Annotated in this window: 9 protein-coding genes and 1 pseudogene; 8 read left to right on the forward strand and 2 right to left on the reverse strand. The window is 70.9% G+C overall.

The window, feature by feature from the left end; translation table 11 throughout:
* The first annotated feature begins 48 nt into the window (after positions 1–48).
* Together ACFYZL_RS34180 and ACFYZL_RS34185 are read left to right on the forward strand one after the other, a co-directional pair.
* Positions 49–2,094 (forward strand): FUSC family protein, encoded by a 2,046-nt coding sequence (locus ACFYZL_RS34180; protein ID WP_388684421.1) that lies wholly within the window; start codon positions 49–51, stop codon positions 2,092–2,094.
* 120 nt (positions 2,095–2,214) lie between these two features.
* Positions 2,215–2,460: a DUF397 domain-containing protein gene (locus ACFYZL_RS34185; RefSeq protein WP_384755687.1), complete on the forward strand. Its 246-nt coding sequence runs from the start codon at positions 2,215–2,217 to the stop codon at positions 2,458–2,460.
* A 143-nt stretch (positions 2,461–2,603) separates the two neighbouring features.
* On the opposite strand, the gene ACFYZL_RS34190 is transcribed toward ACFYZL_RS34185, so the two are convergent.
* Complete coding sequence (locus ACFYZL_RS34190; RefSeq protein ID WP_384755690.1) at positions 2,604–3,113, reverse strand: ATP-binding protein; 510 nt, start codon at positions 3,111–3,113, stop codon at positions 2,604–2,606.
* Positions 3,114–3,443: 330 nt separating this feature from the next.
* Here ACFYZL_RS34190 and ACFYZL_RS34195 point away from each other — a divergent pair, with 330 nt between their 5' ends.
* From ACFYZL_RS34195 to ACFYZL_RS34220, 6 genes and pseudogenes are all read left to right on the forward strand, one after another.
* On the forward strand, positions 3,444–4,322 hold the full coding sequence (locus ACFYZL_RS34195; RefSeq protein WP_384755693.1) for a helix-turn-helix domain-containing protein: 879 nt from the start codon (positions 3,444–3,446) through the stop codon (positions 4,320–4,322).
* A gap of 89 nt (positions 4,323–4,411) precedes the next feature.
* The gene (locus ACFYZL_RS34200; RefSeq protein WP_384755696.1) at positions 4,412–5,869 is read left to right on the forward strand and encodes an aldehyde dehydrogenase family protein; all 1,458 of its coding nucleotides are present in this window, start codon (positions 4,412–4,414) and stop codon (positions 5,867–5,869) included.
* A gap of 58 nt (positions 5,870–5,927) precedes the next feature.
* A pseudogene (mrdA, locus tag ACFYZL_RS34205) lies at positions 5,928–8,003 on the forward strand (penicillin-binding protein 2); the annotation flags it as partial.
* Positions 8,004–8,127: 124 nt separating this feature from the next.
* The gene (locus ACFYZL_RS34210) at positions 8,128–8,640 is read left to right on the forward strand and encodes a DinB family protein (protein ID WP_384755698.1); all 513 of its coding nucleotides are present in this window, start codon (positions 8,128–8,130) and stop codon (positions 8,638–8,640) included.
* 81 nt (positions 8,641–8,721) lie between these two features.
* Entirely contained in the window at positions 8,722–9,480 is a 759-nt protein-coding gene (locus ACFYZL_RS34215; RefSeq protein WP_388684426.1) for a MerR family transcriptional regulator, read from the forward strand.
* Positions 9,481–9,598: 118 nt separating this feature from the next.
* The gene (locus tag ACFYZL_RS34220) at positions 9,599–10,279 is read left to right on the forward strand and encodes a DedA family protein (protein WP_384755703.1); all 681 of its coding nucleotides are present in this window, start codon (positions 9,599–9,601) and stop codon (positions 10,277–10,279) included.
* Positions 10,280–10,442: 163 nt separating this feature from the next.
* Here ACFYZL_RS34220 and ACFYZL_RS34225 read toward each other — a convergent pair whose 3' ends face one another.
* Complete coding sequence (locus ACFYZL_RS34225; RefSeq protein WP_384755706.1) at positions 10,443–12,086, reverse strand: threonine/serine exporter ThrE family protein; 1,644 nt, start codon at positions 12,084–12,086, stop codon at positions 10,443–10,445.
* Positions 12,087–12,345 lie beyond the last annotated feature (259 nt).

The following is a 12,345-nucleotide window of genomic DNA, read 5'->3' on the forward strand; positions in this document are numbered from 1 at the left end:
GCCGGGCCAAAGCGGGGCGCACCCGGCAAAACGGTACGCTCGGGAGCCATGAGCTGGCCAAGGGCGCTGAAGGACACCGTCCGCACCGGCATGACCGTCGAACGGACCCGCCTGGAGCCGCTCGTCGCGCTGCGCGCCACCGTCGGGCTCGCCCTCGTCGTCGGGGTCTCGCTCGTCCTCCTCGGGCCCGGCGCCGCCGCCAGTTCCGCCTTCGGCGCCTTCATGGCCGCCATCGCCACCTTCCAGCAGAGCTGGCGCCCCCGGCCCGTCCTCGCCCTCGCCTCCGGGCTGACCCTGGCCGTGTCCACCTTCGTCGGCTACCTCGTCGGCTCGTCCCACACCGTGCTGTTCCTCGCCCTGCTCGCCGTCTGGACCTTCGCCGCGGGCATGATGTGGGCCGCCGGCCCGACCGCCGGGATGATCGCCTCCGGCAACGTCGCGATCATGCTGGTCACCGTCACCCTGCCGACCTCCGTGCCGCAGGCCGCCGGGCACGCCGCGATGATCGCCGCCGGCGGGGTGGTCCAGGCCCTGCTCATCGTGGTCTTCCCGGTGCGCCGCTGGGGCGCCCAGCGCGACGCCCTGGCCGACGCGCTCGCCGCCGAGGCCGACTACGCCCGGCGCCTGCGCGAGGACCCCGTCGCCCCCTTCGACCCCGCGCCCCTGATGCGGGCCCGGGCCGCCGCCACCGTCACCCCGCGCCAGGCCCGCCGCCGCCCCGCCGAGCTGCACGGGGCGCGGGGGCTCGCGGAGCGGATCCGGCCCGTGCTGGCCTCGCTCGCGGACCCGGCCGTCGGGGCCGCCGCCGAGGGGCCCGGCCGGGACCGGGTGCGGGAGCTGCTCGCCGCCGCGGGCACCGTCCTGGACGCAGCCGCGCACGCGATCCGGCACGGGGAGGCGGTGTCCCTGCCCGCGTCTTCCCTCGCGATGCTCAAGTCCCCGGACGCGGCGGACCTCCTCACCGGGGCGCCGCTGCGGGCCGCTCGCCGGCTCTCCGCGCTGCTGGACGACGTACTGGAGACCGCCCAGCCGGGATCGGGCCGCACGGCCCACCCCGCCGAGTCGATGCTGCGGCCCACCCTGCCGCGGCTCGCGCCGCTGGTGGCGAAGGCCGTGCGGGCCGAGCTGCGCCCCGGCTCGCCGATCCTGCGGCACGCGCTGCGGCTCACCGCCGTGGCCTGCGCCGGATACCTGATCGGCCAAGCCCTGCCCTTCGGGCACGCGTACTGGGCCCCGATGGCCTCCGTCATGGTCATGCGGCCCGACTTCAGCCAGACGTACGCGCGGGCCGTCGCCCGCTTCTGCGGCACCCTCGCCGGGGTGGCCGTCGCGACCGGGATCGTGCAGCTCGTCCACCCCGGCGTGTACCTCTCCGCCCTCCTCGCCGTGATCAGCGCGGGCCTGATGTACGTGCTGATGCGCACCGGGTACGCCGTCGCGCAGCTCTTCGTCTCCGCGTACGTGGTCTTCCTGCTCGGCATGGGCGGGGTCGGCTGGGACCAGACGGTGCCCGACCGGGTCGCGCTCACCCTCGTCGGCGGGCTGCTCGCGATGATCGGGTACGCGGTCTACCCGGCCTGGGAGACCCCGAGGCTGCGCACCCGCCTCGCCGACTGGATCGCCGCCGACGGGCGCTACGCGGCGGCGGTGCTCAGCCAGTACGCCGATCCCGCCGCCGCCCGCCGCTCCGACGTGCGCGAGGCCCTGCTGGCGGCGCGCGACGCCAGGGTCGCCTGGCAGGACGCGCTGGACCGGGCCGCCGGGGAGCCGGTGCGCCACCGGGGCCTGTCCCGGGCCGCCGCCGACGACGCCGGTGACGCCCTGGCGGCGCTGGGCCGCCACGCCATGCTCCTGGAGGCGCACATCCCGGACCGCGCGCACGATCCGGTGCCGGGCGCGGCCGCCCTGGCGCACGCGCTGCGCACCGCCACCGAGGCGGGCGCGAGGGAAGTGCGCGAGCGGCGGGTCCCGTGCTGGGACGGGGTCAGGACGGTGCTCGCGGAATGGGACGCTCCGCGGCAGGGGGTGCTGCGAGGGGCCGCCGAACAGCTGATGGAGTCACTGGACGAGGTCTCCGAGGCCCTGCGCCCGTAGGGATGTCGTGTCTGTGATCAAGGGATAACCCTGCGCGTGCACGTGCATCTGCCCATGCATGCGCTTATGAACACAGCTATGATCCGGTGCAGTTGACATCTGCACTATCGGGGGCTTCCTGTGGACCACGCGTACAACGGGATGGCAGCTGCAGAACTCGCTACCGCGTTCGGGCTGACCTGGCAGAAGAGCAGACACAGCAACTCGCAGGGATCCTGCGTCGAGTTCGCGAAGCTGCCGGGCGGCGACGTCGCCGTCCGCAATTCGCGCTTCCCGGACGGCCCGGCGCTCATCTACACGCCGGCCGAGATAGAGGCCCTGCTCCTGGGCGTCAAGGACGGCGAGTTCGACCACCTGATCGGCTGACGGGGCAGGCGAGGAACAGAGCGCTCATCGAGCCGGCATCAAGCCATGCACGTGCACTGGCCGGGACTGATCGCAATGATCATTCCCGGCCAGATGGCGTGTGCGGAACCCCCGCGGCCCCGGCGCGCCCGCGCGCGCCCGGCTCAGTCGTGGAGCAGGAAGAGCGCCCAGACGACCTTGCCGGTCAGCCGTCCCGCGAGCGGGTGCCAGCCCCAGCTGTCGCTGTAGGCGTCCACGAGGAACAGACCCCGCCCGGACTCCAGGTCGCAGTTCTCCTCCGCCCGATCCGGCGAGAAGGCCCCGCCGGGCCGGTCCTCGCTGGGGTCGCGCACGGCGCACACCAGACGGGTGCTCCACCGCATCAGGTGCAGCCGCACCGACGGCTCCGGCTCGGCCTCCGGCCCCCGCGCGTCCTCCGGCAGCGCATGGCGCAGCGCGTTGGTGACGAGTTCGGAGACGACCAGGGCCACGTCGTCGAAGCGCTCGTCGAGACCCCACTGGGCCAGGGTCGAGCGGGTGAACGAACGTGCCCCGCGCACCGCGTCGAAGCGGGCGGGCAGGGCACATGACGCGGACCCGGAGACAGCCGTGGGGTCGACCGGGGGAAGCCCCTGCCGTAACGGCTCGAGCATGGTCGATCCATTCGTCCCCATGCGAGGCACTCCCGGGATTCGCGGGCGAAGCGGCGGCTTCGTCCAAAGAGAACTGCGGGGTGGGTCCGGCGCCGGCGCGAAGTGCACGCAGGTGCGCGGTGACCATCGTTCCGAATGGGAGAGCCGGATGCAAGGGCAGATGCACGTGCACGCGCCGGACCTGTCCACTCCCGTGACGGTTCTTGCTCATTTCTTCCTACGCATACTTACGGACTTCTTTTCCGGGCGGCGGGATTCCGTTACAGAACGAGTACGGGCCGATGCGTTTTGGTGGCAGACTGCGGCCTCTGGGGTGCGGGGGCCCCTCGACGCGCACGCATGCCAATTGCGATGGGGAGGGCAGTACTAGTGACCGCAGAAGCCAGCGGTTCCGTGGTGCGCCGCATCCTCCTGGGCTCCCAGCTCAGGCGACTCCGTGAATCCCGCGGCATCACCCGCGAGGCGGCCGGCTACTCGATCCGCGCATCCGAATCGAAGATCAGCCGCTTGGAGTTGGGAAGGGTGAGCTTCAAGGCCAGAGACGTGGAGGATCTCCTCACGCTCTACGGAGTCATGGACACGACCGAACGCGAGTCCCTGCTGGGACTGGTCCGCGAGGCCAACGCGACCGGCTGGTGGCACAGTTACGGTGACGTGCTGCCAGGGTGGTTCCAGACGTACATCGGCCTGGAGGGCGCGGCATCGCTCATCAGGATCTACGAAGTCCAGTTCGTGCACGGCCTCCTGCAGACCGAGGCCTACGCGCACGCCGTCGTCAGCCGCGGCATGCCCGGTGCCACCGCCGCCGAGATCGACCGCCGGGTCGCCCTGCGCCTGGAACGGCAGAAGGTCCTGGTGTCCGAAAGCGCGCCGGTCTTCCACGCCGTCCTCGACGAGGCCGCGCTGCGCCGTCCGTACGGCGACCGCGACGTCATGCGCGGGCAGCTCGAACACCTCATCGAGGTCTCCCAACGGCCCAACGTCCAGCTCCAGGTGATGCCGTTCTCCTTCGGCGGCCACGCGGGCGAGAGCGGAGCCTTCACCCTGCTGCGCTTCCCCGAGTCCGACCTCCAGGACATCGTCTATCTGGAACAGCTCACCAGCGCCCTCTACCTCGACAAAGAGGAGGAAGTGGGGCAGTACGAGCGGGCGATGGCACGGCTCCAGGAGGACTGCCCGGACCCCGACCAGACCCGGGATCTTCTCCGCGGCCTGCTTCAACTGTCTTGATTCGCACGTAGTATGACGTCTGATCAGTGCATGATGACCGATCGGTCTCCGGTGCAGCGCACGGGTGCGCGCTCGCAGTAAGGGATGGCATGTCCATATTCAGCGAACTCGCTCACCAGTACATCGACGGCGAATGGCTGGCCGGCAACGGTTCCTGGGACATCATCGACGTCAACCCCTACAACGGCGAGAAGCTCGCGGCCATCACGGTGGCCACCGTCGAGCAGGTGGACCAGGCCTACCGCGGCGCCGAACGCGCCCAACGCGAATGGGCCGTCACCAGCCCCTACACCAGACGCGAGGTCCTGGAACGCGCCCTGCGGATCACCGAGGAGCGCGAGAAGGAGATCGTCGAGGCGATGATCGACGAGCTCGGCGGGACCCGTCCCAAGGCCGAGTACGAGGTCCACCTCGCCAAGGAGTTCATCCGCGAGGCGATGCAGCTCGCCGTCCGCCCCGAGGGCCGGATCCTGGCCTCGCCCGTCGAGGGCAAGGAGAACCGCGTCCAGCGCCTCCCCGTCGGCGTCGTCACCGTGATCAGCCCGTTCAACTTCCCGTTCCTGGTGACCCTGAAGTCGGTCGCCCCGGCCCTGGCGCTGGGCAACGCGGTCGTCATCAAGCCGAACCAGAACGCGCCCGTCGTCGGCGGCGGGGTCATCGCCAAGATCTTCGAGGAGGCCGGACTCCCGGCCGGCCTGCTGAACGTCCTGGTCACCGACATCGCCGAGATAGGCGACGCCCTCCTGACGCACCCCGTCCCCAAGGTGATCTCCTTCGCGGGATCCGACCGGGTCGGCCGGCACGTCGGAGCGGTCGCCGCCCGCCACTTCAAGCGGACGGTCCTGGAGCTCAGCGGCAACAGCGCGCTCGTCGTCCTCGACGACGCCGACCTCGACTACGCGGTGGACGCGGCCGTCTTCAGCCGCTTCGTCTACCAGGGCCAGGTCTGCATGGCCGCCAACCGGATCCTCGTCGACGCGGCCGTCGCGGACGAGTTCACCGAGAAGTTCACCGCCCGCGTCCGCTCCCTGAAGACGGGCGACCCGCACGAGTCCGACACCCAGATCGGCCCGCTGATCAACTCCTTCCAGGCCGACGCCCTCACCGCCCTCGTGGACAAGGCGATCGAAGCCGGCGCACAGGCCCTCGTGCGCGGCGCTACGCGCGGCAACCTGGTCGAACCCACCGTGCTCGCCGGCCTCCCCGAGGACTCCCCGCTGCTGGGCCAGGAGATCTTCGGCCCCGTCGCCCTGCTCGTGGTCTTCGACGGCGAGGACGAGGCCGTACGACTGACCAACGCGACCCCGTACGGGCTGAGCGGCGCCGTGCACACCCGGGACGTCGAACGCGGCGTGCGCTTCGCCCAGCGGATCGAGACCGGGATGATCCACGTCAACGACTCCACCATCGGCGACGAGCCCCTGGCCGCCTTCGGCGGCGAGAAGGCCTCCGGGCTGGGCCGGCTGAACGGCGAGGCGACCGTGGAGGCCTTCACCACCCAGAAGTGGATCTCGGTGCAGCACGGACGCAGCCGGTTCCCGTTCTGACCCCCCACTGCCCCTAGACTCGACCGGGCGTACGCGGTGCCGCCCGGGGGAGATCGAGTTGAGCAACATACCGGAGACCGGCCGGACCCCTCGGGTCCAGAACCGGCTCGTCGTCATCCAGATCGTCGTCTTCTCGCTGCTGCTCACCCTGGGCGGACGCCTCTGGTACCTGCAGATACGCAATGGCCAGGAGTACACGGACGAGGCGAAGAACAACCACGTCCAGCGGGTGGTCCAGCCCGCCGTGCGCGGATCCATCCTCGACTCCCGAGGCGTCCCGCTCGCCGACAACGCGACCCACCTCGTGGTCTCCGCCAGCCGCACCGAGCTGCTCACCATGAAGGACAAGGGCAAGGAAGTCCTGACCCGGCTCGCCGGGGTCCTCGGCACGGACCCGCAGGAGACCATCGACAAGGTCCGGCTCTGCGACGCCAAGACGAAGCAGCCCTGCTGGAACGGCTCCCCGTACCAGCCGATCCCCGTCACCGACGAGGCCACCACCGAGCAGGCCCTGCAGATCCGCGAGCACCCGGAGGACTTCCCCGGCATCACGGCCGAGCCCACCGCCCTGCGCCGCTACGCGGCACCGGACGAGGCCAACACCTCCCAGGTCCTCGGCTACCTCTCCCCGGTCACCGACGAGGAGATCGCCAAGGCGAAGAACACGGACTCCCCCTACCTGCGCTCCGACCAGGTCGGCCGCTCCGGCCTGGAGCGCACGTACGACAAGGAGCTGCGCGGCAAGGCGGGCATCACCCGCTACGAGGTGGACAACCTCGGCCGGGTCATCGGCCAGGGCCAGACCGACCCGGCGCTGCCCGGCTCGAACGTCGTGACCTCCATCGACTCCCGCGTGCAGGCCGTCGCGGAGCGCGAGCTGAACAACGCGATGATCGAAGCCCGCAAGGTCAACGACAAGAACACCGGCCGCAACTACGAGGCGGACTCGGGCGCCGTCGTCGTCATGGAGACCAAGACCGGCCGCGTCGTCGCGATGGCCTCCAACCCGACCTACGACCCCAACGCCTGGGTGGGCGGCATCTCCGCCAAGGACTACGCCAAGCTCACCGACAAGGACTCGAACCACCCGCTGCTGAACCGGGCCATCCAGGCCCAGGCGGCGCCCGGCTCCATCTTCAAGGTGGTCTCCTCGACGGCCGTGGTCAACGCCGGATACCCCTTCAACGGACGCTACCCCTGCCCCAGCTCGTACTCCGTCGGCAGCCAGACCTTCACCAACTTCGAGTCCCAGGGACACGGCGACATCACCATCGGCCGGGCCCTGGAGGTCTCCTGCGACACCGTGTACTACCTGCTCGCCGACCAGGAGTGGAAGAAGGACGGCGGCATCAACCCGAAGAAGAACCCCAACGACTGGTTCTTCAAGACGGCCCACGAATTCGGTCTGGGGCAGCGCACCGGCATCGACCTGCCGAACGAGGTCCCCGGCCGGATCCCCGACCGCAAGTGGAAGCAGGACTTCTTCGACGCGAACAAGAACGCCTGGTGCCGGGACGGCAAGAAGAACGGCACCTTCGCCGAGAAGATCGCCTACGAGAACTGCCGCCAGGGCAACCAGATGCGCGAGGGCGACGCCATCAACTACTCCATCGGCCAGGGAGACACCCTGGTCACGCCCATCCAGATGGCCTCCGTCTACTCGGCCATCGCCAACGGCGGCACGCTCCACCAGCCGAGCATCGGCAAGGCGATCGTCAGCGCCGACGGGAAGTCGGTCCAGGAGATCGCGCCGAAGGTGCAGGGCAAGCTGCCCATGGACGCCGAGACCCGCGACGACATAGACGAGGCCCTGGCCGGCGTGGCCACCAACGGCAGCGCCGCCTGGCGCTTCGGCGGCTGGCCGCAGAAGCAGATCCCCATGCACGCCAAGACCGGCACCGCCGAGGTCCAGGGCAAGCAGACGACCTCCTGGTTCGCCTCGTACACCTCGGACTACGCGATCGTCATGACGATCTCCCAGGGCGGCACCGGCTCGGGTGCCTCGGGACCGGCCGTCCGCAAGATCTACGAGGCGATGTACGGACTCGACCCGACCGGCAAGCAGGACCTCGCCAAGGCGCTCCTCCCGCAGCCCGCCACCGCCCTGCCGGTGATCCGCCCGGACGGGCAGATCGCGGGCAACTGAGGGACCGGAGGCGAATTAGGACACGGGCTGACCGCATCGGTCCGTAGCGTGGTTCTTGTCGGCAGGACGCGACACGGCAGGCAGAACCACGATCACGGAAGAGGCGGTCAGCATGGCGCACCCCACCCAGGAGATTGCCGGAGACGAGCGCGGGACGCTCCTCCTGTTCGTCGAGGACCAGCGCGCGGCCCTGCGCACGGCCGCCCAGGGAGTGACCGAGGAGCAGGCCGCGAGCCGCCCCACGGTCAGCGAGCTGTCCCTCTCCGGCCTCGTCAAGCACACGGCCGAGGTCGAGCTCAACTGGCTCCGCATGGCCCAGCAGCGGCCGAACGAGCACGGCCGGGCCCCCGAGGCCTGGCACGACGGCTTCCGGCTCTCCGGGGACGAGACCCTCGCCTCCGCACTCGCCTTCTGGGACGGGGTGAAGGAGCAGACCGAGGCCTTCATCGCCGAGGTCCCCAGCCTGGACGACACCTTCCCGCTGCCCCCGGCGCCCTGGTTCCCCAAGGACGCCAAGGTGTCGATGCGCTGGATGCTGCTGCACCTGGTCCGGGAGTTCGCCCGGCACGCGGGCCACGCGGACATCATCCGCGAGACCCTGGACGGCACGAAGGCGATGGGCTGAGTCTCCTCTTCGGGCTTGCACCTCACGCGGCGTGAGGGCCCACAGTGAAGGGCGTACCCAACCAGGAGGAGGGCGAGGAGGATGGGCTTTTCCGTGGGCCAGGTCGCCGGATTCGCCGGAGTCACGGTGCGCACCCTGCACCACTACGACGAGATCGGTCTGCTCTCCCCGAGCGGCCGCAGCCACGCGGGTCACCGGCGGTACGACGACGCCGACCTGGACCGGCTGCAGCGGATCCTGTTCTACCGGGAGCTCGGCTTCCCCCTCGACGAGGTCGCGGTCCTGCTGGACGACCCGGAATCGGATCCGCGGGAGCATCTGCGCCGGCAGCATGCCCTGCTGACCGACCGGATCGCCCGGCTCCAGCAGATGGCCAAGGCCGTTGAGCACGCCATGGAGGCGAAGAAGATGGGCATCAACCTCACACCGGAGGAGCGGTTCGAGGTGTTCGGGGACAAGGACCCGGAGCAGTACGCGGAGGAGGCGGAGCGCCGCTGGGGCGGCACCGAGGCCTACGCGGAGTCGCAGCGGCGGGTCGCCACGTACACCAAGGAGGACTGGCAGCGGGTGCAGGACCAGGTCGCCGACTGGGGCGCCCGGTACGCGGCCCTGATGGAGGCCGGTGAGCCGGCCGAGGGCGAGGCGGCCATGGACATGGCCGAGGAGCACCGGCAGCACATCGTGACCTGGTACTACGACTGCACGTACGAGATCCACACGGGCCTCGGCGAGATGTACGTGGCGGACGAGCGGTTCAAGGAGTTCTACGACTCCATGAGGCCCGGCCTGGCCGAGCACCTGCGGGACGCGATCATGGCGAACGCGGTCCGCAAGGCGTAGCCCGCACACCTCCCCCACCCGGGACCTGGAACCGGGTGGGGGAGGTGTGCGTTCATACTGAGACCGCCGCATGTCGCCGCGGCACCGCAGACCCCCGATCCAGGAGAGCCCGGAACTCGTGAACACGCTTGCGCTCGGCCCTGAGTGGATTTCCCCGGAGTATCTGGTCGGGCAGTTCGGCCTGATCGGCACCCTGGTCATCGTCTTCGCGGAGTCGGGTCTCTTCGCGTTCCTGCCGGGGGACTCGCTGCTGTTCACGGCGGGCCTGTTCACCGCGAGCGGCACCATCACGCAGCCGCTGTGGCTGGTGTGCACCCTGATCTCGGCCGCGGCGATCATCGGCGACCAGGTCGGCTACCTGATCGGCAAGTTCTTCGGCCCGAAGATCTTCAACCGGCCGAACTCCAAGCTCTTCAAGCCCGAGAACCTCGACTCGGCCCACGGGTTCATGGAGAAGCACGGCCCCAAGGCCATCGTGCTGGCGCGCTTCGTGCCGATCATCCGCACCTTCGCGCCGATGGTCGCGGGCGCGACCGCGATGAAGTACCGCACCTTCCTGACGTTCAACGTCATCGGCGGCGTGCTGTGGGGCGCGGGCGTCACGATCCTGGGCTACCAGCTCGGCCAGTTCGAGATCATCAAGAAGAACGTCGAGCCGATCTTCATCGGCATCGTCCTGATCTCCGTCATCCCGGTGATCTTCGAGGTGCTCAAGTCCCGCAAGGAGAAGAAGGCCGCCGCGGCCGAGGCCCCGCCGGCGGACGAAGCCCCCCAGCGCGGCCGCCACGCCAAGCGCTAGCCGCCCCGGCCCCGCCGGGCGAAATCCAGCCCCGCCGGCGTTCGAGGCGCGGGGTCCGGGGCGGAGCCCCGAATCCTTGAGCCGCGCACGGCAGACCGCACCAGCCACCACGTACGCCCCCGCAGGGCCGCCCAGGCCCCGGCGGGGGCGTAGGCGTACTCCCTCAGTAGCCGCGCGTGCGCTTGGCGGCACGGCGCTTGGCCGCGCTCGCCGCCCCCGGGATCCGCATGAACAGCCGCGAGGTCTCCGAGCCCAGGTTGACCCCGATCGCGATGGCCAGCGCGATGGCCGCCGCGTTCACCAGCGATCCCAGCCCCTCGTTCAGCCGGTCCTCGGCGATCAGCAGCAGCCCGTAGTACGTCGCCGAGCCGGGCAGCAGCGGGCCGATCGCGGCCGTCACGTACGGCAGGGCGGACGCGAAGCGGTAGCGGGAGAAGAGCTGGCCGAAGAGGCCGACCAGTCCGGCCGCGACGGCCGTGGACGGCACGGGCGGGATCCCGCCGGCGTAATGCAGGGCCCCGAAGGTCACCCAGGCCACCGCGCCGTTCAGGGTCACGATCCACACGGTGGAGCGCTCCTGCTGGAGCAGGATCGCGAAGGTGAACACCAGCACCATCGACGCGGCGATCTGGATCAGCGGCCGCTGCGTGATCTGGAGGACCTCCTCCGGCTTCGGCGAGGCGCCCAGCTGGAGGCCGAGGTACAGCACGACCAGCACGCCCATGATGATGCCGATGAAGAGGTACATGACCTCCAGCAGCCGGGCGGACGCGGTGATGTAGAAGCCGGTCAGACCGTCCTGCACGGCCGCGACCAGCGCCCGCCCCGGCAGCAGCGCGAAGAGCCCGCCGGTGATCACGGCGGAGGCCTTGATGTCCTCGATCTCGGCGAGCTTGAGCGCCACCCCGAAGGCGGCGGGCGGCATCGCGGCAACGACGAACTGGTAGAACTCGGGCAGCCCGCGCCCGGCGAACAGCCACGCGAGCCGGTCGCCGAGGACGGCGCCGAGTGCGGCTGCGAAGAACACGACGACCCCGCCGCCGACGAGGACGGAGGCGGCCCCGGCGAGCACTCCGGCGGCGGCCGTCAGCACCCAGGTGGGGTACGGGTGCCGGTTGCGGCGGATCTCCGCGAGGCGACGGTAGGCCTCCTCCAGGGAGATGTCGTACTCGTGGGCGCTGATGTCGTCCACCAGCCGGTACACGGCCGCCAGGCGGGTGTAGTCGGTGCCGCGTCGCCGGACGGTCCGGTTCGCCGAGACCGGGTCGCCCACCACGGTCGGCTGGTGCGTGATCGACAGCATGGTGAAGGTGACGGTGGGCTCGCAGCGGTCCAGCCCGTAGGAACGGGACACCGCGAACATGGCGGCCTCCACGTCCTCGGACCCCTCGCCGCCGGCGAGCAGCAGCTCCCCGATGCGCAGGGTCAGGTCGAGCACGCGGCCCACGGCGGGCCCGGTCTCGCTCGGCTTCTGCACCAGCTCGGGGACGGGGCGGACGTCGACCGGCATGCGCAGCATCGTGCGCATGCGGTCCTGCCAGGGGGACTCCGTCATCCGCGCGACCGGGAAGCCCTGGCCCGGGGTGTAGGCGGGCGGGGAGTGCGCGGCGCTGTAGGTGGCCGGGGGCCGGAAGGCCGACCCCTCGGGCTCGGGCGGCACCGGCCCGGTGCCGGGCGGCAGGGAGAACTCCGAGGTGGGCTGATCCTCCTCGGGGAGCTCCGGCTCCATCCCGGGCGGCGGAGCGAAGGCGCTCCGCGCCTCGTCGGACTGGGGCTTGCGGTCCTCCGCCCCATCGCCTTCCGCCACGCGCCGCGCCCTCCGCTCCGTGATCACCTGCCGTATCAGTATGCGGAATCGTTTCGTCCCGGGCCAACGCCGTCTCCCTGCCGGGCGGGGGCATCCGTGCAGCCAGGGGGGGGCGGGCCGGGCCCGGAGAACGCGGCGGGGGGGGGGGGGGGCCCCCCCCCCCCGGCGCCCCCCCCCCCCCCCCCCCCCCGAACACGCACCCAACCCGGCGGCAGCCCGCCCGGAACAAGGACGGCGCGCAGCCGAACCAGGACGCCAA

Source organism: Streptomyces sp. NPDC001717 (genome assembly GCF_042892775.1).
Taxonomy (GTDB): domain Bacteria; phylum Actinomycetota; class Actinomycetes; order Streptomycetales; family Streptomycetaceae; genus Streptomyces.